General features: G+C 69.5%; 25 protein-coding genes, 2 pseudogenes and 1 riboswitch. Of the genes and pseudogenes, 17 read left to right on the forward strand and 10 right to left on the reverse strand.

Annotation, left to right across the window (positions count from 1 at the left end; translation table 11 throughout):
* Positions 1-285: 285 nt before the first annotated feature.
* Entirely contained in the window at positions 286-1,314 is a 1,029-nt protein-coding gene (gene gntR / locus HPS01S_RS02450) for an HTH-type transcriptional regulator GntR (RefSeq protein ID WP_066150646.1), read from the reverse strand.
* Between the two features lie 149 nt (positions 1,315-1,463).
* Between gntR and HPS01S_RS02455 the strand changes: the two genes are divergently transcribed.
* The 7 genes from HPS01S_RS02455 to creC all read left to right on the forward strand — a co-directional run bounded on the left by HPS01S_RS02455 (position 1,464) and on the right by creC (position 7,975).
* Positions 1,464-1,991 carry a gluconokinase gene (locus HPS01S_RS02455; RefSeq protein ID WP_255284132.1) on the forward strand — a complete coding sequence of 176 codons (528 nt, stop codon included), beginning with the start codon at positions 1,464-1,466 and terminating at the stop codon, positions 1,989-1,991.
* Positions 1,988-2,494: a TRAP transporter small permease gene (locus HPS01S_RS02460; protein WP_066150648.1), complete on the forward strand. Its 507-nt coding sequence runs from the start codon at positions 1,988-1,990 to the stop codon at positions 2,492-2,494. Before HPS01S_RS02455 ends, HPS01S_RS02460 begins: the two co-directional genes overlap by 4 nt.
* A 4-nt stretch (positions 2,495-2,498) precedes the next feature.
* On the forward strand, positions 2,499-3,791 hold the full coding sequence (locus HPS01S_RS02465; RefSeq protein ID WP_066150650.1) for a TRAP transporter large permease: 1,293 nt from the start codon (positions 2,499-2,501) through the stop codon (positions 3,789-3,791).
* Positions 3,792-3,826: 35 nt separating this feature from the next.
* Entirely contained in the window at positions 3,827-4,840 is a 1,014-nt protein-coding gene (locus tag HPS01S_RS02470; RefSeq protein ID WP_066150652.1) for a TRAP transporter substrate-binding protein, read from the forward strand.
* Positions 4,841-4,953: 113 nt separating this feature from the next.
* Entirely contained in the window at positions 4,954-5,805 is an 852-nt protein-coding gene (gene aroE / locus HPS01S_RS02475; RefSeq protein WP_066150654.1) for a shikimate dehydrogenase, read from the forward strand.
* A gap of 27 nt (positions 5,806-5,832) precedes the next feature.
* On the forward strand, positions 5,833-6,531 hold the full coding sequence (gene creB / locus HPS01S_RS02480; RefSeq protein ID WP_066150656.1) for a two-component system response regulator CreB: 699 nt from the start codon (positions 5,833-5,835) through the stop codon (positions 6,529-6,531).
* A 4-nt stretch (positions 6,532-6,535) separates the two neighbouring features.
* Positions 6,536-7,975: a two-component system sensor histidine kinase CreC gene (creC, locus tag HPS01S_RS02485; RefSeq protein WP_066150658.1), complete on the forward strand. Its 1,440-nt coding sequence runs from the start codon at positions 6,536-6,538 to the stop codon at positions 7,973-7,975.
* Between the two features lie 19 nt (positions 7,976-7,994).
* On the opposite strand, the gene HPS01S_RS02490 is transcribed toward creC, so the two are convergent.
* On the reverse strand, positions 7,995-8,549 hold the full coding sequence (locus tag HPS01S_RS02490) for a PaaI family thioesterase (protein WP_066150660.1): 555 nt from the start codon (positions 8,547-8,549) through the stop codon (positions 7,995-7,997).
* A 52-nt stretch (positions 8,550-8,601) separates the two neighbouring features.
* Here HPS01S_RS02490 and HPS01S_RS02495 point away from each other — a divergent pair, with 52 nt between their 5' ends.
* The 3 genes from HPS01S_RS02495 to creD all read left to right on the forward strand — a co-directional run bounded on the left by HPS01S_RS02495 (position 8,602) and on the right by creD (position 11,857).
* Positions 8,602-9,072 (forward strand): MarR family winged helix-turn-helix transcriptional regulator, encoded by a 471-nt coding sequence (locus tag HPS01S_RS02495; RefSeq protein ID WP_066150662.1) that lies wholly within the window; start codon positions 8,602-8,604, stop codon positions 9,070-9,072.
* Positions 9,065-10,426, forward strand: coding sequence for an MATE family efflux transporter (locus HPS01S_RS02500; RefSeq protein ID WP_066150664.1), 1,362 nt, complete (start codon positions 9,065-9,067; stop codon positions 10,424-10,426). Before HPS01S_RS02495 ends, HPS01S_RS02500 begins: the two co-directional genes overlap by 8 nt.
* Before the next feature lie 87 nt (positions 10,427-10,513).
* A complete protein-coding gene (gene creD / locus HPS01S_RS02505; protein WP_066150666.1) occupies positions 10,514-11,857 on the forward strand; it encodes a cell envelope integrity protein CreD in 1,344 nt (447 codons plus the stop codon).
* Between the two features lie 73 nt (positions 11,858-11,930).
* Here the strand turns inward: creD and HPS01S_RS02510 are convergent, their stop codons facing one another.
* Complete coding sequence (locus HPS01S_RS02510) at positions 11,931-12,401, reverse strand: Lrp/AsnC family transcriptional regulator (protein WP_371836589.1); 471 nt, start codon at positions 12,399-12,401, stop codon at positions 11,931-11,933.
* Positions 12,402-12,545: 144 nt separating this feature from the next.
* Between HPS01S_RS02510 and HPS01S_RS02515 the strand changes: the two genes are divergently transcribed.
* Both HPS01S_RS02515 and phhA read left to right on the forward strand, forming a co-directional pair.
* The gene (locus HPS01S_RS02515) at positions 12,546-12,854 is read left to right on the forward strand and encodes a 4a-hydroxytetrahydrobiopterin dehydratase (RefSeq protein WP_066150670.1); all 309 of its coding nucleotides are present in this window, start codon (positions 12,546-12,548) and stop codon (positions 12,852-12,854) included.
* Entirely contained in the window at positions 12,775-13,749 is a 975-nt protein-coding gene (phhA, locus tag HPS01S_RS02520; RefSeq protein ID WP_371836587.1) for a phenylalanine 4-monooxygenase, read from the forward strand. The genes HPS01S_RS02515 and phhA overlap by 80 nt, the downstream gene beginning before the upstream one ends.
* Here phhA and ribBA read toward each other — a convergent pair whose 3' ends face one another.
* Complete coding sequence (ribBA, locus tag HPS01S_RS02525) at positions 13,750-14,859, reverse strand: bifunctional 3,4-dihydroxy-2-butanone-4-phosphate synthase/GTP cyclohydrolase II (protein ID WP_066150673.1); 1,110 nt, start codon at positions 14,857-14,859, stop codon at positions 13,750-13,752.
* Between ribBA and HPS01S_RS22085 the strand changes: the two genes are divergently transcribed.
* The 4 genes and pseudogenes from HPS01S_RS22085 to HPS01S_RS22095 all read left to right on the forward strand — a co-directional run bounded on the left by HPS01S_RS22085 (position 14,858) and on the right by HPS01S_RS22095 (position 17,183).
* The gene (locus HPS01S_RS22085) at positions 14,858-14,989 is read left to right on the forward strand and encodes a hypothetical protein (RefSeq protein ID WP_255284133.1); all 132 of its coding nucleotides are present in this window, start codon (positions 14,858-14,860) and stop codon (positions 14,987-14,989) included. The two genes, ribBA and HPS01S_RS22085, sit on opposite strands and share 2 nt — an antisense overlap.
* Positions 14,962-15,136: riboswitch (FMN riboswitch) on the reverse strand. It overlaps the preceding gene by 28 nt.
* Positions 15,137-15,169: 33 nt before the next feature.
* Positions 15,170-15,880, forward strand: a complete 711-nt coding sequence (locus HPS01S_RS02530; RefSeq protein ID WP_066150675.1) for a hypothetical protein — start codon at positions 15,170-15,172, stop codon at positions 15,878-15,880.
* A gap of 10 nt (positions 15,881-15,890) precedes the next feature.
* Positions 15,891-16,160, forward strand: a pseudogene (locus HPS01S_RS22090) (VOC family protein); the annotation flags it as partial.
* Positions 16,161-16,571: 411 nt separating this feature from the next.
* Positions 16,572-17,183: an HD domain-containing protein gene (locus HPS01S_RS22095; protein WP_255284140.1), complete on the forward strand. Its 612-nt coding sequence runs from the start codon at positions 16,572-16,574 to the stop codon at positions 17,181-17,183.
* A 279-nt stretch (positions 17,184-17,462) separates the two neighbouring features.
* On the opposite strand, the gene HPS01S_RS22400 is transcribed toward HPS01S_RS22095, so the two are convergent.
* The 4 genes and pseudogenes from HPS01S_RS22400 to HPS01S_RS02550 all read right to left on the reverse strand — a co-directional run bounded on the left by HPS01S_RS22400 (position 17,463) and on the right by HPS01S_RS02550 (position 20,144).
* On the reverse strand, positions 17,463-18,629 hold the full coding sequence (locus HPS01S_RS22400) for a cytochrome P450 (RefSeq protein ID WP_084396963.1): 1,167 nt from the start codon (positions 18,627-18,629) through the stop codon (positions 17,463-17,465).
* Positions 18,628-18,708 (reverse strand): annotated as a pseudogene (locus tag HPS01S_RS22480) (DUF2249 domain-containing protein); the annotation flags it as partial. The pseudogene HPS01S_RS22480 and the gene HPS01S_RS22400, both read right to left, overlap by 2 nt.
* Positions 18,709-18,778: 70 nt before the next feature.
* Positions 18,779-19,396 (reverse strand): hemerythrin domain-containing protein, encoded by a 618-nt coding sequence (locus tag HPS01S_RS02545; RefSeq protein WP_306292798.1) that lies wholly within the window; start codon positions 19,394-19,396, stop codon positions 18,779-18,781.
* Between the two features lie 190 nt (positions 19,397-19,586).
* Positions 19,587-20,144: a hypothetical protein gene (locus HPS01S_RS02550; RefSeq protein ID WP_066150677.1), complete on the reverse strand. Its 558-nt coding sequence runs from the start codon at positions 20,142-20,144 to the stop codon at positions 19,587-19,589.
* Positions 20,145-20,208: 64 nt separating this feature from the next.
* Here HPS01S_RS02550 and HPS01S_RS02555 point away from each other — a divergent pair, with 64 nt between their 5' ends.
* Positions 20,209-20,658: a MarR family winged helix-turn-helix transcriptional regulator gene (locus HPS01S_RS02555; RefSeq protein WP_066150679.1), complete on the forward strand. Its 450-nt coding sequence runs from the start codon at positions 20,209-20,211 to the stop codon at positions 20,656-20,658.
* Between the two features lie 166 nt (positions 20,659-20,824).
* Here HPS01S_RS02555 and HPS01S_RS22005 read toward each other — a convergent pair whose 3' ends face one another.
* Together HPS01S_RS22005 and pgi are read right to left on the reverse strand one after the other, a co-directional pair.
* Positions 20,825-21,190 carry a methylglyoxal synthase gene (locus HPS01S_RS22005; RefSeq protein ID WP_066150681.1) on the reverse strand — a complete coding sequence of 122 codons (366 nt, stop codon included), beginning with the start codon at positions 21,188-21,190 and terminating at the stop codon, positions 20,825-20,827.
* Positions 21,191-22,777 carry a glucose-6-phosphate isomerase gene (gene pgi / locus HPS01S_RS02565; protein ID WP_174545225.1) on the reverse strand — a complete coding sequence of 529 codons (1,587 nt, stop codon included), beginning with the start codon at positions 22,775-22,777 and terminating at the stop codon, positions 21,191-21,193. It lies immediately after the preceding gene.
* Between the last annotated feature and the right edge of the window lie 30 nt (positions 22,778-22,807).

The following is a 22,807-nucleotide window of genomic DNA, read 5'->3' on the forward strand; positions in this document are numbered from 1 at the left end:
GCGGCGTTGGCGCCCGCGGCGGCCAGCAGGCCGGCGGCGAACACGGTGGCAAGGCGGAATTTCACAGGGTGTCTCCTGAGGTGGGTGGTGGCGTTCGTCCAGGTTCAACGGTGTCTGAAACCGTGGACCGGATTCTGGGCACCTTCTGACCCGCGGTTTGTACGCAAATCGGCCAGATATGTACTTGCTTGCGTTATCAGGCTGGGATTAACCCTAGGTGCCGGCAAAAAGTATGTGCGACCTGCAAAGCGGTACTTCGCGGGTGCAGCAAGGTATCGAAACGGCTCAGGTGGAGGCGCGCAGCCGCAACTCGAAACCCAGGTCCACCGAGTGCCGGGCGGGCGTGTCGCCGCGCATCAGGGTCAGCAGCATCTGCGCGCTGGCCTCGCCGATGGCGCCACGCGGTGTGGCCACCGTGGTCAGCGGCGGCAGCATCTGGTCGCTGCCGGAGAGGTCGTTGAAACCCGCCACCGCCAGCCGCTGCGGCACCGCCACGCCCAGGCGCAGGGCGGCCAGCAGCCCGCCCTGGGCCAGGTCGTCGTTGCAGAAGAAGATGGCGTCGCAGCCGGGTTGCTCGCGCAGCAGCTGATCCAGCAGCTCGCCGCCCAGCGCCATCGACGAGGGGCGGGGATCGAGCCACTCCAGCGCCGGGTCGTACAGGCCCGCGGCCTGCAGCGCGCGGCGGTAGCCCTCGGCGCGCTGCAGGGTGCGCGGGTCCAGCTGCGCGGCGACGAAGGCGATGCGGCGCCGGCCGCGCTCCAGCAGGTGGCGGGTGATCGCCTCGCCCGCGTCGCGCTGCGAGAAGCCCACGCAGTACAGCGCCGGGTCGGTGGACAGCTCCATCAGGTGCACGCAGGGCACGGCGCTGTGCGCCATCAGCTCGCGCGTGGCGGCGTTCTGGTCGATGCCGGTCACCAGCAGGCCGGCGGGCCGGTGCTGCAGCTGCTCGCGCAGCAGCTGTTCTTCCTCGTCGGGGCTGTAGTGGGTGATGCCGATCAGCGTCTGGTAGCCGGCCGGGCGCAGGGTGCGCTGCACCGCCTCCAGCAGGTCCACGAACAGGGCGTTGGACAGCATCGGTATCAGCACCGCCACATGCGAGCCGTGGCGCGAGGCGAGGGCGCGCGCCGCCGGGTCGGGCACGTAGCGCAGCTGCTGCGCCGCCTCCCGGACGCGCCCGGCCAGCACCGGGTCCACGGTGCGCTCGCCGCGCAGGGCGCGCGAGACGGTGATCGGGCTCACGCCCGCCAGCGCCGCGACGTCGGCCAGGGTCACCCGGCCGGTGGCGCGGGGGCGGGAAGGGAGTGGGGGGGGCATCAGGGTTTTTACGGGTGTCGGCCAGGAATCATAGCCTTAAGATAGCGCTATCTCAAGACGGCAGACCCCCTCGAAAACCCGATCTGCCCCAAGCCCGGCCTGCCCACAGGCCGTTTTTTCTACCGACAAAAGATAGCGCTATCTCAAGCATGAACACGGTTCAAAATGCGTCGCTGGTGATCATGGGCGTGGCCGGTTGCGGCAAGTCCAGCCTGGGCGCCGGTCTGGCCCAACGCCTCGGGCTGCCGCTGATCGAAGGCGACGACCACCACAGCCCTGCGAGCCGGCAGAAGATGCGCGAAGGCATCGCCCTGACCGACGCCGACCGCGCCGGCTGGCTGGCGACCCTAGCCGGCCTGCTGGCCCGTTCGCCCGGTGGCGTGGTGCTGACCTGCTCGGCCCTGCGGCGCGCCTACCGCGACCAGCTGCGCGCCGCGGCCCCGGGACTGCGCTTCGTCTTCATCGACATCACCCCGGCGCTGGCCAGCGAACGCGTGGCCGCGCGCTCGGCGCACTTCTTCAACACCGCACTGGTGGACAGCCAGTTCGCCACGCTGGAATCGCCGGTGGGCGAGCCCGGCGTGCTGCGCGTCGACGCGGCCGAGCCCCTGCCGCAACTGCTGGACCAGGCCGCCGCCTGGGCCGCCGCCCCGTCCCCCAGCCAGGAGGCCGCATGAACACGCCCGACCAACCCAAGGCGCATCCCCTGCAGCGCGCGGCCCAGACCCTGATGGCCGTTTGCCTGGCCGTCATGGCCTGTTCCGTCTTCCTCAACGTGGTGCTGCGCTACGGCTTCGGCAGCGGCGTGGCCGCCAGCGAGGAACTCTCGCGCCTGCTGTTCGTCTGGATGGTGTTCCTCGGCGCCGCCGCGGCCTACCCGGCCGGCGAGCACATGGCCTTCACCAGCCTGGTGGGTCTGCTGCGCCGCCGTCCGCTGGCTTTCAAGGCCGCCACGCTGCTGATCCGCCTGCTGGTGCTGCTGGCCTGCGTGCTGCTGGGCCGGGGCGCCTGGCAGCAGGTGGTGGTGGGCATGGACAGCCACTCGGTGGTGCTCAAGGCGCCGGCCGCGCTGCTGCCGCTGCCGGCGTTGCTGTGCGCCATTGCCATCGGCGCGATGGTGGTGTGGGAAATCATCAAGGCCAAGCCGCTGGACCTCGGCCACGGCGTGGACGTGGAGTGACGCGATGAGCCTCGAAGCACAAGCCTTCATCGTCTTCGTCCTCGGCATGCTGGTGCTCATGGGCATCGGCATGAACATGGCGTTCGCCCTGCTGCTCACCGGCGCCGCCATGGCCTGGGTGATGGACTTCTTCGACACCCAGCTGCTGGCGCAGAACATGGTGGCCGGTGTGGACAGCTTCCCGCTGCTGGCCGTGCCCTTCTTCATCCTGGCCGGTGAGCTGATGAACAGTGGCGGCATCAGCCGGCGCATCATCGAAATGGCGCAGACCTGGGTCGGCCACATCCGCGGCGGCCTGGGCTTCGTGGCCATCGGCGCGGCGGTGCTGATGGCGTCCATGAGCGGCTCGGCCCTGGCCGACACCGCGGCGCTGGCCACCATCCTGCTGCCCATGATGCGCGAGCACGGCTACCCCATGCACCGCTCGGCCGGGCTGATCGCCTCGGGCGGCATCATCGCGCCCATCATCCCGCCGTCCATGCCGTTCATCATCTACGGCGTCACCACCAACACCTCCATCTCGGCGCTGTTCCTCTCGGGCATCGTGCCGGGTCTGATGATGGGCGCCGCGCTCATCGTCACCTGGAAGATCGTGCTCAAGGGCATGAACCTGCAGGACAACCCGCCCGTGCCCATGGCCGGCCGGCTGCGCGCCACGGCCCGGGCCTTCTGGGCGCTGCTGATGCCGCTGATCATCATCGGCGGCATGAAGAGCGGTGTGTTCACGCCCACCGAGGCCGCCGTGGTGGCCGCGTTCTACGCGCTGGTGGTGTCGCTGTTCATCCACCGCGAGATGAAGATCGGCGCCCTGCACGGTGTGCTGGTGCGCGCCGCGCGCACCACCGCGGTGGTGATGTTCCTCTGCGCCGGTGCCCAGGTGGCCAGCTACATGATCACCCTGGCCGACCTGCCCGGTGTGCTGGGCGGCTGGTTGGGCCCGCTGGTGGAGAACCCGCGCCTGCTGATGGCCGTGATGATGATCGTGCTGGTGCTGATCGGCACCGCACTGGACCTCACGCCCACCATCCTGATCTTTGCGCCGGTGATGCTGCCGATCGCCGTCAAGGCCGGCATCGACCCGGTGTACTTCGGCCTGATGTTCGTGCTCAACGGCGCCATCGGCCTCATCACGCCGCCCGTGGGCACCGTGCTCAACGTGGTGGCCGGCGTGGGCCGCCTGCCCATGCACCAGGTCATCAAGGGCGTGAACCCCTTCCTGCTCAGCTACACGCTGGTGCTGGCCCTGTTCGTGTTGTTCCCGCAGATCGTCACCGCCCCCGTGGCGTGGATGCGCTGATCCGTTCGTCCGCTTTTTCACCCAAGGAGACTGTCATGTCCATGTTCCGCCGCACCCTGATCGCCGCCACCGCCGTGGCCGCCTTCGCCGCCCCGTTTGCCAGCTTCGCGCAGGACATCAAGCCGCGCCTGATCCGCTTCGGCTACGGCCTCAACGAAGACTCCAACCAGGGCCGCGCCGTCAAGCTGTTCGCTCAGGAAGTCGAGAAGGCCTCGGGCGGCAAGATGAAGGTGCGCGCCATCGGCGCCGCCGCGCTCGGCTCCGACGTGCAGATGCAGCAGGCCCTGATCGGCGGCGCGCAGGAAATGATGGTCGGCTCCACCGCCACCCTGGTGGGCATCACCAAGGAAATGGCGATCTGGGACACGCCCTTCCTGTTCAACAACGCCAAGGAAGCCGACACCGTGCTCGACGGCCCGGTGGGCCAGAAGGTGATGGACAAGCTGCAGGAGAAAGGCCTGGTCGGGCTGGTGTACTGGGAGAACGGCTTCCGCAACCTGACCAACAACAAGCAGCCCGTGGCCAAGCTGGAAGACCTGAACGGCATCAAGCTGCGCGTGATGCAGAACGACGTCTTCCTCAACAGCTTCAAGACCCTGGGCGCCAACGCCATCCCGCTGCCGTTCTCCGAGCTGTTCACCGCGCTGGAGACCAAGACCGTCGACGGCCAGGAGAACCCCTACAACACCATCCTGTCGAGCAAGTTCTACGAGGTGCAGAAGTACCTGACCGTGACCAACCACGTCTACAGCCCCTGGATCGTCACCGTGAGCAAGAAGTGGTGGGACGGCCTCTCCAAGGACGAGCAGAAGGTGCTGGCCGACGCCGCGAAGAAGAGCCGCGACTTCGAGCGCCAGGACACCCGCGCCGAAGCCGCCAAGGCCCTGGGCGACCTCAAGGCCAAGGGCATGCAGGTCAACGAACTCAGCCCAGCCGAAGCCAACCGCATGCGCGAGAAGCTGGGCGCCGTCAACGCCAGCATCGCCGCCAACGTGGGCGAAGCGCTGTGGAAGGACACCCAGGCCGCCGTCGCGGCGGCGCGCAAGTGATCTGAATCCGCGGCCTGCTGCAGGCCCGCACCCGGAAGCCGGTCTTGCCCCAGACCGGCTTTTTTGTTTTCATGGGCCTCTTTTCACGAGCCCAGGCTCCGCAGGGACACGCCATGAACTTCCTCCACACGCTCACCGGCTCCTTCGCCCAGCCCGCCGCCGAGAACCCGACGGTCGCCATGATCGAGGCCGCCTACCGCCACCACGGCATGGAATGGCGCTATGTCAACTGCGAAGTGCCGCCCGAGAAGCTGGCCGACGCGGTGCGCGGCGCCCGCGCCATGGGCTGGGTGGGTTTCAACTGCTCGCTGCCGCACAAGGTGACCGTGATCGAGCACCTGGACGGCCTGGCGCCCTCGGCGCAGATCATTGGCGCGGTCAACACCGTGGTGCTGCGGGACGGCTTGCTGGTGGGCGAGAACACCGACGGCCAGGGCTTCGTCGAGGCGCTGCGCCCGGTCTGCACCATCGAAGGCCAGCGCGTGCTGCTGTTCGGCGCCGGTGGCGCGGCGCGCGCGGTGGCGGTGGAACTGGCGCTGGCCGGCGCCGCCCACATCACCGTGGTCAACCGGGGCCGGCTGCGCGGCCAGGAGCTGGCCGACCTGATCGCGGCCAGGACCGGCGCCACCGCCGAATACCTGCACTGGCAGCCGACCATGCAGATTCCCACGGGCACCGGCATCGTGGTCAACGCCACCTCCATCGGCCTGTTCCCGGCCGTGGACGACCAGCTCGACATCGACTGGAGCACCCTGCGCCCCGGCATGGTGGTGGCCGACGCCATCCCCAACCCGCCGCGCTCCCACCTCATCCGCACCGCCGAAGCCGCCGGCTGCACTGTGCTTGATGGCCTGGGCATGCTGGTGAACCAGGGCGCGGTGGCGATCCGGCTGTGGAGCGGGGTGGATGTGGACCGGGGGGCGATGCGGCGTGCGCTGGGGAGGGTGCTGGGTGTGGCAGAGTAGCCGCCTGCTTCAACGCCCCCGCACGCAATGCCCCACATCCTGCTCCTCGAAGACGAGCTCGCCATCGCCGACACGCTGCTCTACGCGCTGCGCAGCGAGGGCTTCGAGGTCACCCATGTCACCCTGGCGCGCGACGCGCTGGCGGCATTCGCGCAGCAGCCTCCCGACCTCGCCATCCTCGATGTCGGCGTGCCCGACGGCAACGGCTTTGACGTGTGCCGCGCGATCCGCAAGACCAGCGAACTGCCCATCGTCTTCCTCACCGCGCGCAGCGAGGAGATCGACCGTGTGCTCGGTCTGGAGCTGGGCGCGGACGACTACGTGAGCAAGCCGTTCTCGCCGCGCGAGGTCTGCGCGCGGGTCAAGGCGATCTTGCGGCGCACGGCCAACGGCAAGGCGGCGGAGCAGGGCGCTGCGCTGCCGCTGGCCGGGGCGGCCGCGTTGCGGCTGGACGAACCCGCGCAGCGCATCGCCTGCGGCGGCGGCTACCTCGCGCTCACGCGCTACGAGTACCTGCTGCTGGCGACGCTGCTGCGGCGGCCCGGCCGCATCTACTCACGTGCTGAACTCATGGACCTGGTCTGGGCCGACGCGCCCGACACGCTGGACCGCACGGTCGACGCCCACATCAAGCTGCTGCGCGCCAAGCTGCGCGAACGCGGCCTGTCGCCCGAGCTGATCCAGACGCACCGGAACATGGGCTATTCGCTGAGCATTTCGATCTGATCCGATGCGCATCGGCCTCCGCCTCCTGCTCGCCTTCTTCCTGGTGCTCGGCCTGGCGCTGTTCGTGGTGCTGCGCGTCTTCATCGAGGAGGTCAAGCCCGGCACGCGGCTGGCGATGGAGGACAGCCTGGTGGACGCTGCGAACGCGCTGGCGCTGGTGGCGGCGCCGGATCTGAAGGCCGGCGCCATCGCCAGCGGTCCCTTCGCGCAGGCTCTGTCGAAGCTGCCGACGGTGGACCCGGGCGCGACCATCTGGGGCTTTCGCAAATCGCACATCGACTACCGCATCACCGTTACCGACGCGCGCGGCATCGTGGTGTTCGACAGCCGCGGGCAGGATCTGGGCAAGGACCATTCGCAGTGGAACGACGTGCTGCGCACGCTGCGCGGCGAGTACGGCGCGCGCTCCAGCGGCGAAAGCGCCTACGACGCCGACCGCACGGTGATGCACGTGGCGGCGCCGGTGAAAGACGGCGAACGCATCATCGGCGTGCTCACCGTCTCGCGGCCAAACCAGACGCTGGAGCCCTACATCCAGCGCAGCCGCGACCGCATCCTCAACTGGTCCTGGGTGCTGCTGGGCTTGTCGCTGGCGATCGGCCTGCTGTTCACCTGGTGGATCGCGAGCTCGCTCTCGCGCCTGCGCGGCTACGCCAACGCCGTGGCGCGCGGCGAGCGGGCCGAGCTGCCGCGCATGGGCCGGCTCTCGGGCAACACCGAGTTCGCCGACCTCGCGCAGGCGGTCGAGCGCATGCGCCTGAAGCTCGAAGACAAGGCCTACGTCGAGAACTATGTGCACACGCTGACGCACGAGCTCAAGAGCCCGCTGGCGGCGATCCGCGGTGCAGCCGAGCTGCTGCAGGAGCCCATGCCCGAGGCCGACCGCGAGCGCTTCGCGGGCAACATCCAGCGCCAGACCGAGCGCCTGCAGCAGCTGATCGACCGGCTGCTGGCGCTGGCCGACGTGGAGCAGCTGCGGCAGCTGCGCACGGTGGAGCCGGTGGACCTGGCGGCGCTCACGCGCGAGCTGTTGCACACCGCCGAACCGACGCTGCGGCGCAAGGACTTGCGGCTGCAGACCACGCTGGACGAGGGCGCCACGGTGCACGGCGACCGCTTCCTGATCGCGCAGGCGCTGCAGAACCTGCTGGACAACGCCATCGACTTTTCACCGCAGGGTGGCGCGCTGGCGGTGTCCGCGCGGCGTGTGGATGGGCAGGTGGAGTGGTCGGTGCGCGACGAGGGGCCGGGTGTGCCCGACTACGCGGCCGACCGCATCTTCGAACGCTTCTACTCGCTGCCGCGCGCGGACACGCAGGAAAAGAGTTCGGGCCTGGGGCTGTGCCTGGTGAAGGAGGTCAGCGAGCTGCACGGAGGCATCCTGCGCATCGAGAACGTGGACCACCCGCGCGGCTGCCGCGCGAGCTGGACGCTGCCGGTCTGACGCGCCGCCGGCCCGCGGCTCACCGGCTGGCGCGTGCCGCGGCGTCGAAGATGAAGCAGGTGGTGGTGGCGTGGGCGTAGAGCTTGCCGTCGGGGCCGACGATGCGCGCCTCGGCGGTCGCCATCTGCCGGCCGCTGTGGATGACTTTGCCGATGGCGCGCAGCGGGCCGGTTTTGTCGCTGGCGGCGCGCACGATGTTCAGGCCGAGTTCGGCCGTGGTGTAGCCAGTGCCGGCGGGCAGTTTGGTTTGCACCGCGCAACCCAGCGCCGAGTCGAGCAGGGTCGCGTACCAGCCGCCGTGCACGGTGCCCAGCGGGTTGTAGTGTTTGAACTGCGGTTCGCCTTGGAACACCGCGTGGCCGTCGCCGACCTCGATCAGGAAGAAGCCCAGGGTCTCGCTGATGGGCGGGTAGGGCAGCTCGCCGCGCAGCAGCGCCTGCATGATTTCCAGCCCCGTCTTGCCCGCGATCTGTTCGGGCCGGGCCACGCCGGCCCGGCCGCCACCGGCTTCAATGCGCTGACGAACGGCGGCTTCTTCCTGCTCCCAGCGCAGACGGATGTTCTCGGTGTCCATGGTGTGTCCTCAAAATAGTTGCATATACAATCATTGTAGATACAATCATTCCATGGCCGCAAGCACCTCCCCCAAAACCCTGCCGCAGGGCTGCACCAACCTCAAGCTGCGCCAGTTCATGCGCCGCGTGAGCCAGTTCTACGACGCCGAGATGGCGCAGGTGGGGCTCAAGACCACGCAGTACTCGCTGCTGTCCTACGTCGACAAGCTCGGGCCGGTGCGCCCCGGCGAACTGGCGGAGGGCCTGAAGATGGACGCCTCCACGCTCACGCGCAACCTCAAGCCGCTCGTGGATGCAGGCTGGGTGGTGGTGGAGGCCGGCGAGGACGCGCGCAGCCGACGGGTGAGCCTCACCCCCGCCGGCCGCGAGAAGCGGGCCGAGGCCAAGCGGCGCTGGAAGGTGGCCCAGACGGGCATCAACCGCCTGCTCGGCGAGGACCAGGTGGTCGCGCTGCACGCGCTGATCGACGCGTCGATGGACAAGCTTGCGCCCGAAGCGGCCGGGGGCGAAGGTGATGAGTGAGCCCGGCGCGGCCGCGCCCAACCCCTTGCTGACCGCGCCCATCCTGCCGACGCTGCTGAGGTTCGCGCTGCCCAACATGGTGGCGATGCTGGCGACCGCGCTGGCAGCGATCGCCGAAACCGCCTACGTCGGCCGCTTCGGTTCACCCGCCTTGGCCGGCATGGCGCTGGTGTTTCCCTTCGTGATGTTCCAGATGATGCTGTCGGCCGGGGCCATGGGCGGTGGCGTGTCCTCGGCGGTGAGCCGCGCGCTCGGCGCGGGCGATGCCGGGCGGGCCAACGCGCTGGCGGTGCACGCGGTGTGGATCGCGCTGGCCGCCGGTGTCGTGTACACGGTGGCCATGCTCACGCTCGGCGAAGCCCTGCTGTCGGCGCTGGGAGGGCAGGGCGAGGCGCTGGCGCAGGCCATGGCCTATGGCAACGTGGCCTTCCTGGGCTCGGTGTTCGTCTGGCTGGTGAACACCCTGGCGTCGGTGATCCGCGGCGCGGGCAACATGGCCGCGCCCTCGGTCACGCTGTTTGCCGTGGCGCTGTTGCAGGTGGTGCTGGGTGGAGTGCTCGGGCTGGGCTGGGGGCCGTTCCCGCCGCTGGGCATGGCGGGCGTCGCGGCGGGTGGTGTGGTCGCCTACGGGGCGGGCGCGGCCTGGTTGTGGTGGACTCTCGCTTCGGGCCGGGCGCGCATATCGCTGAACATGCGCGGCACGCGTTTCGAGCGCGCGCTGTTCGCCGACATCCTGCGCGTCGGCGCGGTGGCCTGCATCTCGCCGCTGCAGACCGTGCTGACCATCCTCATCCTCACGCGGCTGGTGGCGCAGTTCGGCACCGACGCGCTGGCCGGCTACGGCATCGGCACGCGGCTCGAATTCCTGCTGGTGCCGGTCGCGTTCGCCGTGGGCGTGGCATCGGTGCCGCTGGTGGGCATGGCGATCGGCGCCGGCCAGGTGGCCCGGGCGCGGCGCGCGGCCTGGACGGCGGCCGCTCTGGCGACGGTGATCCTGGGCGGGCTGGGCCTGATCGTGACGCTGGCGCCCGACCTCTGGACCGGCCTGTTCTCGCAGGACCCGGCGGTGCTGGACGCCGCGGCGGGCTACTTCCGCTGGGCCGGCCCGGTCTACGGCCTGTTCGGCCTGGGCCTGTCGCTGTACTTCTCGTCGCTGGGTGCGGGCAAGGCCGTTGGCCCGGTGCTGGCGGGCACGCTGCGGCTGGTGATGGTGGCCGGCGGCGGCCTGCTGCTGGCACTGTGGCAGACGCCCACCTGGACCATCTTCGCGCTGCTGTCGGCGGGCATGGCGGCGTACGGCCTCAGCTCCGTGCTGTTCGTGCGTCTCACCCCTTGGGGCGTCGAGAGATCCTGATCCGTTTCACATTCGCTTCACACAGGCTGCGTGGGCGCCGCACAGCAGATTTCAAGAATCGCTCCATCCCAACACAAGGAGCGAGAAGTGAACCGGTTTCCCCTGCTGAGCAAGACCGCCGTCATCGGCTTTCTGATGGTCCTGCTGCTGATTCCCCTGGCCATGGTGAGCGACCTGGTCACCGAGCGCACCCAGAACCGCGAACAGGCCACGCGCGAGGTGGCCCGAGCCCACGCCGGCACACAGACCCTCACCGGCCCCGTGCTGCACGTGCCCTACACCGAGACATTCACCCGCAAGGTGGTGGTCGACGTGGCGCGCAACATCGAGCGCGAAGAGACGGTCAAGGAACACCGCGTGGCGACGGTGTTTCCTCAAACCATGGACACACGCAGCCGCCTCACCACCGAGGTGCGCTGGCGCGGCGTGTTTCCGGTCACGGTCTACAACAGCCGCCACGACAGCGCCGGGCGTTTCGTCTGGGACGGCGTGGCACCGCGAGAGAAGGGCGGCCAGATCGCGCTGGGCCGGCCCTGGCTGAACTTCGGCGTGAGCGACCTGCGCGGCCTGCAAGGCCAGCCCGAACTGAAGCTCGCAGGCCAGACCCTGACCATCAGCGCAGCGCCGGCCGATGCGGACCTGCCGCTGCCCCTGGCCGCCGCTCTTGGGGCCGACCTGCTGCAGCCCGGCGCCGCGCTGGACTTCACCCTGGGCATGGACCTGGCCGGCACGGGGCAGATCGGCTTCGTGCCGCTGGCGGATGACAACAAACTCAGCCTGGTCTCGGCCTGGCCGCACCCCACCTTCGGCGGCGACTTCCTGCCGCGCCAGCGCACGGTGAACGTCGACGGCTTCGAGGCGCAATGGAGCGTGCCCGCGCTCTCCACCCAGGCGCAGCAGCAGTTCCTGTCGCAGGGCAAGGAGCGCGTGGCGCTGGACAGCTTCTCGGTCTCGCTGGGCAACCCGGTCGACGTCTACCGCCTGACCGAGCGCGCCACCAAGTACGGCCTGATGTTCATCGTGCTCACCTTCGCCGCCTTCTTCGTGCTGGAGATGGTCAAGCGCTGGCGCATCCACCCCATGCAGTACCTGATGATCGGCGCGGCCCTGGTGCTGTTCTTCCTGCTGCTGCTCTCGCTGTCTGAACAGCTGGGTTTCTTCGTCGCCTACCTGGCCGCCAGCGCCGGCTGCATCGCGCTGCTGACCCACTACCTGCGCCACGTGCTGGGCGGCTGGCGCCCGGCGCTGGGCATCAGCGGCCTGCTGGTGGCGCTCTACGGCGTGCTCTACGGCATCCTGCAGTCGGAGGACAACGCGCTGATGATGGGCTCGCTGCTGCTGTTCGGCGTGCTGGCCGCGGTCATGGTCGCCACCCGCAGGATCGACTGGTACAACGTGATGGGCAGCCGCGAGCAGGCCACCCATGCGTGACGACACCGGCAGGGTCCGGCGACGGGCCGCGATGGTGCTGCTGGCCGGCGCCTGGCTCGGGCGCCGCCTGGCCTCACTCCAGCGGCAGCGCGCCCGTGCACTTGAGCTCGTTCAGGCAGATGCTCGAGCGCACGCCGCTGACGCCAGGCTGCTGCGCCAGCGTGCCGAGCAGGAAGTCGGACAGGCCCTTGAGATCGTGTGCGACCACCTTGCAGACGTAGTCGAAGTCGCCGGTCACCGCGTAGCACTCCAGCACCTGCGGCATCTTGCCGACGGTGCGCTGGAACTTCAGCACCTCCTTGTGCTGTCCGCGCTCCATCGAGATGTGCACGAAGGCGGTCACGCCCAGGCCCAGGCGGTCGGCGTCCAGACGCGCTTCGTAGCGGCGGATCACGCCCATGGCCTCCAGCCGGCGGTGGCGCCGGTTGCACTGCGCCGGTGACAGGTGCACCAGGCCGGCCAGTTCCTGGTTGCTGATGCGGCCGTTGGCCTGCAGCGCGGCCAGGATGCGCCGGTCCAGACGGTCGAGGGTGGCGGCGTGCAAGGAATCCTTGGCGATGTCTTCGTTCATGAAAGGGTCTCTCGTGAAAGCGGGTGATCGTGGGCACAAACGAGAGCAAATTGTCCGACAGACGGCGCAAACTGCACAGCCCATGGGCCCTGCAGAGCCCCATCACAAGGAGACACCATGACACCGCTGGACGCCGAGTCCCTGAAGCACCACCTTGCCGGCCTGCCCGGCTGGACCCACCACCCCGAGCGCGGCGCGATCTCGCGCAGCTTCCGCTTCGCCAACTTCGCCGAGGCCTTCGGCTTCATGGCCCAGATGGCGGCGGTGTCGGAGCGGCTGGACCACCACCCCGAGTGGTTCAACGTCTACAACCGCGTCGACATCACGCTCACCACGCACGACGCCGATGGCCTGTCCGAGCGCGACATCACCTGGGCCAAGGCCGCCGACGGCGCCTACGCCGCATTCCAGCGCAACGGAGGCTGAGATGCTGGCCGAACCCGTTGCCGCCAAACACGGCCTGGCCGCCGGCGAGGCCGGCCGCCCCGCCAACGCCGACTGGACCATCGACCAGGGCTGGGAGCACTACAGCGCCGCCGAACACGCGACCTGGAAGACGCTGTTCGAACGGCAGACGAAGCTGTTGCCTGGCCGGGCCTGCGACGAATTCGTGCAGGGCATGAAGGACCTGCCCATCGGCGCGGACCAGATCCCCGATTTCCGGCGCCTGTCGGACGTGCTGATGAAACGCACCGGCTGGCAGGTGGTGGCGGTGCCGGGCCTGGTGCCCGACGACGTGTTCTTCGAGCACCTGGCCAACCGCCGTTTTCCGGCGGGCCACTTCATCCGCAAGCCGCACGAGCTGGACTACCTCGAAGAGCCCGACGTGTTCCACGACGTGTTCGGTCATGTGCCCATGCTCATGAACCCGGCCATCGCCGACTTCATCCAGGCCTACGGGCAGGGTGGCCTGCGCGCGCAGCAGCTGGGCTGCCTGCCGCAGTTGGCGCGGGTCTACTGGTACACCATCGAGTTCGGGCTGGTGCAGCAGCGCGATGGCCTGCGCATCTACGGCGCGGGCATCGCCTCGTCGTTCACCGAATCGGTGTTCTGCCTCGACAGCCCCTCGCCCAACCGCGTGCGGTTCGATCTGGAGCGCGTGATGCGAACGCACTACCGCATCGACGATTTCCAGGAGAGCTACTTCGTGATCCGCGATCTCGACGAGTTGCTGGACTTCACCCGCGTCGACTTCGCGCCGCTGTACCAGCGCGCCCTGAACGCCCGCGAACTGCAGCCCGGCGATCTGCTGCCGGACGACGTGCTGTTCCAGCGCGGCGATGGCAGCTACCACCGCGCGCGGAACACGGTCACGGGCTGATCAGGCCGGGGACACGAAGGCTTCGGCCACCAGACCGTAGGCGCCCATGCTCGGGAAGCGGCGCGGGTTGCCCAGCACCTTCATGCGCGAGATGCCCAGGTCGCGCAGGATCTGGGCGCCCAGGCCGTAGGTGCGCAGGTCGGCGTCGTTGCCGGGTTCGCTGCGCTGCTTGGCGGCGCGCGGCTGGCTGGCCGCGGCGATCAGGTCCTCGGACGACTCCGTGGGGTTGAGCAGCAGGGCCACGCCCCTGCCCTCGGCCTTGATCGCGCCCAGCGCGGCCTGCAGCGGCCAGGAGTGCGGGCTGCTGGCGGTGTCGAGCCAGTCCATCAGCGACAGCGGCTCGTGCACGCGCACCATCACCTGCTCGTCGGCGGTCCACTGGCCGTAAGTCAGCGCCAGGTGGGCGCCGCCGAACTCGTCCTGGTAGGTGTGCAGGTCGAACTCGCCGTAGGGCGTGGCCACCGGGCGCACCGCCACCTGGCGGACCAGGCGCTCGTTCTGGCTGCGGTAGCGGATCAGGTCGGCAATCGAGCCGAGCTTGATGCCGTGCTGCTTGGCGAACTCCACCAGGTCGGGCAGACGGGCCATGGTGCCGTCGTCCTTCATGATTTCGCAGATCACGGCCGCCGGCTGCAGGCCGGCGAGCGCAGCGAGGTCGCAGCCCGCCTCGGTGTGCCCGGCGCGCATCAGCACGCCACCGGCGGCGGCGCGCAGCGGGAACACATGGCCCGGCTGCACCAGGTCGGTGGGCGCGCTTTCCTTCGCCACGGCCACCTGGATGGTGCGCGCGCGGTCGGCGGCCGAGATGCCGGTGTCGACGCCGGTGGCGGCTTCAATCGACACGGTGAACGCGGTGCTGTGCTTGGTGCCGTTGCGCGAGGCCATGGGCGGCAGCTGCAGGAAGTCGCAGCGCTCGGCGGTCAGGGTCAGGCAGATCAGGCCGCGGCAGAAGCGGGCCATGAAGTTGATGGCCTCGGGCGTGATCTTGTCGGCGGCGATGATCACATCGCCTTCGTTTTCGCGGTTCTCGTCGTCGACGAGCACGACCATGCGGCCGGCCGCGATGTCGGCCACGAGTTCGGGGATGGGGGCGAGCTGGAATTCGGACATGGCTTCGGTCGTCGGGGTTGAACGGGTTGAACAAACACCGTTCGCAGGGCGCGACAAAGCCAAGGCAGCCACGGCGCTGCACGAGCGCGTGGCTGGGATTGGTTGCGTGTCTCTTTCATCCGGACTGTGACCGTCGGCCATGGCTTCGGCTTTGCGCGGGCATCGCCTTCCATGTCTGCTGACCCTGCCAGCATGAGCCAGCAGGCGCTCGCGGGCTCCCTCGGCCGAAGCCTCGGACACCGCCGGTGGGGAGTTTCACCCCGCCCTGAGAACGTCGGAGTGAATTATGCCCGCGGCTACCATTGCCCGCATGAACCGACTCGACACCGAACACCAGCGACTCTTCGCCTCCGACCCCGATGCCACTGCCGAAGGCCGGCTGCGCCACCTGGTGCTCGCCCTCAGCGGGCCGGTCGACTGGGCGCCGCTGTCGGCCGTCTGGCGCGGCGTGCAGGCCGACCTGGACCTGCCCGCACCCGCCATCGCGGTTAACGGCGTGGACGCCTTTGAACTCTGGTTTTCGCTCGCCGACCCGGTGCCAGCCCACACGGCGGCCGCCTTCCTCGACGGCCTGTGCGACCGCTACCTGGGCGAAGTGGCACCCGCGCGCCGGCGCTGCTGGCCGTCGTCCGACCCCGGACTGCAGGTCGAACCGGCGCGTGTGCCGCAGCTGCAGGCGGAGACCGGCCGCTGGTCGGCCTTCGTCGCACCCGACCTGGCCGCCGTGTTCGGCGACGACCCCTCGCTCGACATCCCGCCGGGCGACGAGGCCCAGGCCGATCTGCTCTCGCGCCTGAAGTCCGTCACCCGCGCCGAGTTCCAGATCGCCCTGGCCCGGCTGACACCCGAGCCCTCGCCGTTCCTGCCGGCGGTGCAGCCGCCTGTGCCCACGGTCGTGACCCCGGCGGCGGCCAGCACGATCCGCCGCCACGACGACCCGCGCCAGTTCCTGCTGGACGTGATGAACGACCCGTCGGTGGCCATGGAGCTGCGCATCAAGGCGGCGAAGGCGCTGCTGTGAAGTGCCCGCGATGACGCTGGCTGTTGACCACCTCTTCCTGCTCATCGAACCCGACGGCCCCGAGATCGAGGCCCTCCGGCATCTCGGCCTGACCGAGACCTACCGCCGTGCGCACCCCGGGCAGGGCACAGCCAACGCCTGTTTCGCCTTCGACAACCTCTACCTCGAACTGCTCTGGCTCACCAGCGAACCCGAGGCGCGCAGCGCGCCCGTCGCTCGCACGCGCCTGTGGGAGCGCAGCCGCTGGAAACAGGAACGCGTCTGCCCGTTCGGCATCGCGGTGCGTGGCGACCTGGCGGGCGCGGGCGTTTCGACCTGGGACTACCGCCCGCCCTACCTGCCCGAGGGCATGGGCATTGCGGTGGCCTGCGCCAGCGACGACCCGGCGTTGCCGATGGTGTTCGTCTCGCCAGGACACCAGAACCCCGCCAATTGGCCGGAGGTGCAGCGGGGTCAACTGCAAAGGGCCGCCGGGTTTGGCAACGTGCTGTCGGTTGAATTCGGTGTTCCCGCGCACGCGGCGTCAGCGCCGCTGCTGCGCGCCCTGGACGGCGCTCATCCGCCCACGAGCGTGGTGGCGCGCCGCGACGACCGCCACCACCTGCGGCTCGCGCTGGCCGATGCACAAGGGCGGCACACCCACACGCTGGACCTGGCCTCCACCGCCCTGGGTGCATGGCGCGTGTCGCTGATCGACGAACACCTGCCCGTACGCTCCTGGCAACGCGCCTGGGCGGTCCTGGGCCTGAGCGCGCCCGAGGGCCTGATGCCGCGTCTGCTGGGTGCCTGGGCCGAGCCGCAGCGCCACTACCACTCGCAGCAGCACCTGCACGAATGCCTGGCCCTGCTGGAACCGGCGCTGGACCTGGCGCAACACCCCGGCGAGGTCGAGCTGGCCCTCTGGTTCCACGACGCGGTCTACGACCCGCAGGGAAAGGGCAACGAAGCCCGCAGCGCCGACTGGGCTTGCGAAGCGCTCGCACAGGCCGGTGCAAGCCACGAGGTGCAGCAGCGGGTGCACGCGCTGATCATGGCCACCTGCCACGATGCCGAGCCCGTGGGCGACGACGCGCGGCTGCTGGTCGACATCGACCTCGCGATCCTGGGCGCCGACCCGGCGCGGTTTGCCGAGTACGACGCGCAGGTGCGCGCCGAGTACCGCTGGGTGCCGGGCTGGCTGTACCGGCGCAAGCGCAGGGAGGTGCTGGCGGGGTTTCTGGCGCGGCCGGCGATCTACGGCACCGAGCGGTTTCGGGAACGCTTCGAGGGGCGGGCACGGGAGAATATGAGGGGTTCGGGGTAGGGCGGCTGGCCGGTTGCGCCCCTTTTCTGCCAGATAGCCGTTCACGACGTGAGTCATTCGCTCATCGAAACGCGGACGGACCGAGGTCTCAGTGGACGGTCGCTGTGTCGGTGCCGTTCGCCGGTTCATTGCCCTGCCCGCGCCGCGCCCGGCCCAGCAGCCCGGAAACTCCAGTAAGCGGGCGACAGGCCGGCCAGACCGGTCGTCGAGGGCGCAGCGACCGGGTGGCTGGTGTCCGTCATGGTCAGGTGGCCCCGGCGACGCGCGATGACGTGCGCTTCAGCGCAGCCGGACCGGCACCCGGCGCCAGCCGCCCAGGGGATAGGTCTCGCGCTCGGGCGAGGCACCGGGCGCGGGATCGATGAGCGCCGTGGCCTTCAACAGTGCCTCCACGGCGACGACCAGTTCCATCGTCGCCAGCGGTCGCCCTGGGCACGCGTGGATGCCGGTGCCATAGACGAGGTTGTGTGGCGCGTTCTGCTCGGGCCGGTAGGCGCCGGGATCGCCGAAGACGGCCTCGTCCCGGTTGGCCGAGGTCCAGTTGAGGTACACGCGGTCGCCGGCGGCGAGTTCATGTTCCCCGATGCGCACGGCACGCGTCGTCACGCGCCGGTTGACGAGGAAGGGGTCGTCGATGCGCAGCATCTCGTCGATCGCCAGCGCAAGGTCCTGGGGGCGGTCCCGCAACGCCTGCTGCACGTCCTGGTGGGTGGCGAGGAACCAGACGACGACACCCAGGGCCGCCGCCATCGACGCGAGATCACCCGCCGTCCAGTTGCGCAGGATGGAGACGATGTCCGCTTCGCTCAAGGGCTGCCCGTCGAGCGTTGCGGTCAGCAGTGCGGTGGTCGGATCGTCGGAGGTGGCCTGGTCCGGCGTGCGGCGCCTGCGCAGTTGCCTGCGGATGATCTCGTCGAACGCCGCGGCAACGGCGGCGCTGCGCGCGGTGTCGCCGCTGCGCGTGGCGGCGTGGTTCTCGGCCATCCAGGCAAGCAGTTCGTCCTCGATTCCCTGCCACCCCAGCCAGGCCGTCTGCGCCCGAACGGCGAACGGTCGGCCGATCTCGGCGACCGCGTCGACCACGGTGCCGCGCGGCAGCGCTGCCACGAGGGCATCGGCAATCGCGCGCACGCGGGGCTCCAGCGCGGCGATCTGCGCAGGGGCGAAGAAGCTGTCGACCAGTGCCCGCCAGGGGGCGTGTTCGGGCGGATCCATGCCGTTCGGGACTGCGCGCCGCGCCGACACGGCCGACGAGAAGGTCTGCGGGTCGTGTGCCGCCGCGACGACGTCGGCATGCCGGAACAGCGTGACGCCGCGGGGCGACCGGGCCAGCGCACAGGCGATGCGCTGGCGGTCGTAGGTGCCCAGCTGGTCGGCAAGCACCTCGGGTGACAAAGGCTCCCAGGCCGGGATCGCGGCTTGCGGATCATCAACGCGCCGGTTCATGGCGAAAGCGCTTGGCGACGCCTCGGGCGTCGAAGGGGGAGATGGCTGACGGTGACAGGTGAAGATGGGGTTGCGACATCGCGGGATCCTGGGGTCGGGAGAAGGTGGGGAGGTCGGTGTATCGTGTTTAAGATGCATTTGTTATGCATCTATGTTATCGGTCCTCGAACGACAAGGCAATGAAGACCCGTGGCCAGCTCACTCGACCCATCCGGAGCACGCCCAACATGAGGCCCGTCGCGCCGCTGGCGCATCGCCTTGCCGATCTCGGCCAGTGCATCGTCCCCGAGGAGCCGCGAGGCCATCGGAAGCAGTTCGGCCTCCTCACGCGCGATGTGCCGCTCGTACATGCAGATGAACGGCTCGACGTCCGTGGGGTCCAAACTCACCGAGTCGCCCGCCGCGATGGCGTGCAGCACCTCACGCAGGCGCTGCCACCGGAAATCCAGCGCTCGATGTTCGAGCGTCAACGAATCGATCAGCTCACGGATGCAGATCGCATCCGAGCCGGCCATCGACTCGATCAGGGCCGGAAACAGGTCCGTCTCCTCGTCGGCGTGGTGGTCCCTGGTTGCGGTATCGAAGCAGCGCATCACCGCTGCTGCGGCAGCACGTGCGTCTTCGTCCGGATCGCGGTCGAGCAGATGCGCCACCAGTCGCCGCAACGTGGCGCACTGCCGCTCGACGCGGCGATGGCAGCCCGAAAGCACCTCCAGCGGCGCCTCGAATCCTGAGGCCGCCGCATGGCCGGAGATCGTCATCGACATGGGCATCGCCTCCTGGCTATGCGTTGTGCCTGGCGGGGGAACGGCGGCGTGTGACGGGTGCGCTGATCGGAGCCATCGCCCTGGAGCGCCGCGCACTTGATGCGGCTGAGGCAGCGGCGCACGCCGGTCAGGCTGACGAAGCCGTGAGGGCAGGGCTGGTGCAGGGCCTTTTGCATCGATTCGACGTGGGTCAGCTCAGCATGGTCAGCGCGACGGCCAGACACCCCCAGGCGGCGAGCCCCGCGCCGGCCGCGACCTGCACGACGGCCGCAGCCACGAAGGCCTCGCGGGGGCGGCACATGGCCACGAGCCCGTGGTACGCGATGCCGCAGCTCAACCCGAGACCGGTCAGCAACACCGCCGCAGGCGCTGCCATGCCGGGCAGCGCAAAGCCCGCCGCAGAACCCCACAGCGGCAGCGGCGCCAGCGCGGCGAGCAGGCGCGCCTCGTGCGGCCCGAGAACCATTGCGTACGCGCCTGCGATGTGACGGAACAGCTGGCCGGCCACCGCCACCGAGGCGAACTCCGCCAGCAGGACCAGCAGCGACAGTTCACCCCAGGGATGGCTGCCATCCCTGATGTCGGAAGGGCCGACCGTGCCGGCCAGATAGAGGACCACAGGTGGCAGCAACGCGACGGGCAGCACGATCTGCAGGAACAGGCGCCACCCGGCGGGGCGGGTGCGCAGCAGTTCGGGCCAGCCGCGCTCTGCGGAAAGCGGCAGGGCCGCCAGGGTGTAGAGATTCATCGCGCCGACTGTGAAAATCGCTTGACTATTCTTACAATAATATCACGACATGATACAAAAGCGCATGCCTTCAAGACCGCCCAAGACACCGCCGGCCAGCTCGTCGAGAGCGCTGGACAAGAGCGACTTCGAGCGCCTGTCGGACTTCCGGCACCGGCTTCGTCAGTTCCTGCGCGCCAGCGAGCTCACCTGCCGCACGCATGGGCTCACGGCGCTGCAGTACCAGTTGTTGCTGCACGTGGCCGGCTTCCCGGGCCGGTCGTGGGCCACGATCGGGGAACTCGCCGAGCGCTTGCAGGCCCAGCACCATGGCGTCGTGGCGCTGGTGGATCGCTGTGCGGCCCTGGGTTGGCTGGCGCGCCGCCCCGGTCGGGAGGATGGCCGTGTGGTCGAGATACACCTGCTGCCAAAGGGCGAGCGACTGCTGGCCAGGGTGGCGAGCCTGCACCGTGACGAACTGCACACGCTGCTCGGCGAGTTCTCGGCCGCAGTGCCGGATCGTCGTGCGCCGTGATCCGGATGCATGTCGGCGAGCCGGTGATGTTCCTTGAGCGGCCGGCGCTGGTGGATGCCGAAGCGGCTGGAGATGCGTTTGTACTGAAGCTCTCGAAGGAGGCTGTCTTCGCCAAAAATGAGCGTTGCGCGCGTTTCAAAGGTACGTGTGTCGTACCGGCCGCTTGTCAGCGCAACATACCGCCCAGCAGCACCCGCGCCGTCGCCACATTCGTCGCACACGGCACGTTGTGCACGTCGCACGCCCGCACCAGGGCGTTGATGTCCGGCTCGTGCGGCTGGGCCGTCATCGGGTCGCGCAGGAAGATCACCGCGTCGATCTCGCCAACCGACAGCCGCGCCCCGATCTGCAGGTCGCCGCCCAGCGGCCCGCTGAGCAGGCGTTCCACCGTCAGGCCCACCTCGTTCTGCAGCCGGCCGCCGGTGGTGCCGGTGGCCATGAGGGTGTGTTGCCGCAGCAGCGGCGCGAACTCGGTGGCCAGGGCCACCATGTCGTCCTTCTTGCGGTCGTGGGCGACGAGGGCGATGCGCATTTACTGCTTTTCCATGGCCTTGGCCATCGTCTTGCCCAGCTCCACACCCCACTGGTCGTAGGCGTTGATGCCCCAGACGGCGGCCTGCACGAACACCTTGTGTTCGTACAGCGCGATCAGTGCGCCCAGGCGGTGCGGGCTGAGCTGGTCGATCCAGAGCACGCTGTTGGGCACGTCGCCGGCAAAGCTGCGCTGGGTCACGAAGGGCTCGGCCTGCTCCAGGGTCTGGCCCTCGGCCATCAGGGCCTTGAGCGTGTCGGCTGCGTTGCGGCCCACAGCCAGGGCCTGCGACTGCGCACGCAGGTTGAGGTTGACCACGCGGTGGTGTTCAGCGGCCAGCGGCAGCGGCGTGTCTTCGGTCTCCACGCCGATGAATTCCACCGGCACGCGGTGCGTGCCCTGGTGCAGCAGCTGGAAGTAGGCGTGCTGCCCGTCGATGCCCAGGCCGCCCCACAGGATGGGGCCGGTGCCGGTGTCGGCGGGCTGACCATCCTTGCGGGTGCGCTTGCCGTTGCTTTCCATGTCCATCTGCTGCACGAAGGGCGCGAAGCGCACCAGGCGGCTGGGGTAGCAGCTCAGCAGCTGGGTCGGGCAGTTGAGGAAGTTGCGGTTCCACACGCCGCTCATGGCCAGGATGACGGGCAGGTTCTGCTCCAGCGGGGCCGAGCGGAAGTGCGCGTCCATGGCCTGGCCGCCGGCCAGGAACTCGCGGAAGGCTTTGGAGCCGATGGCCATGGCCAGCGGCATGCCCAGTGCGGACCAGACGGAGTAGCGGCCACCGACCCAGTCCCAGAAGGTGAAGGTGTGTTCGGCCGGGTAGCCGGCGGCGCCGGACTTCTGCGGCGCAGCGGTGATGGCGACCAGGTGCGCGCTCTGCGCCGCGCCGGTGATGCCGCCGTCTTCCAGCCAGCGGCGGGCGCTGGCGGCGTTGGTCATGGTTTCCTGCGTGGTGAAGGTCTTGCTGGCCACGATGACCATGGTGGTCTTCGGGTCCAGCCCGCGCAGCGTGCTGTGCAGCGCCCAGGCGTCGGGGTTGCTGACGAAGTGCACCCGCAGGCCGGTCTTGCCGTCGCTGCACAGCGGGGCAAGTGCATCGGCCGCCATGCGCGGGCCGAGGTCCGAGCCGCCGATGCCGATGTTCACCACGTCGGTGAAGGCGGCGCCGGTGCTGCTCTTGACCTCGCCGGCGCGCACGCGGTCGGCGAAGGCGCAGACACGGTCGAGTTCGTTCTGCACCAGTTGCTGGATCTCGGCGCCCCAGGGCGCCGCGTCACCGGTGGCGCCGGGCGTGCCGCGCAGGGCCACGTGCAGCACCGCGCGCTGTTCGCTGGTGTTGATGGTGTCGCCGCGGAACATGGCGTCGCGCTGGGCTTCGACCTGGGCTTCGCGGGCCAGCTGCAGCAGGGCCGCCAGAATGGCGCCGTCGAAGGCTTGGCGGGTGAAGTCGAGCCGGATGCCGGTGCCGGCGGCGGCGGCCTGCATGGCCTCGCGACCGGGCTGGGCCAGGCGCTCGCGCAGGTGCGGTTGCGGCAGGGCGGCGAACTGGGTGAGCGTCTGCCAGGCGGGCAGGGTGGTGGGGCTGGTCATGGTGGAGGTTCCTCTTCCCTTCAGATGCGC

The sequence above is a fragment of the Hydrogenophaga pseudoflava NBRC 102511 genome (genome assembly GCF_001592285.1).
Lineage (GTDB): Bacteria > Pseudomonadota > Gammaproteobacteria > Burkholderiales > Burkholderiaceae_C > Hydrogenophaga > Hydrogenophaga pseudoflava.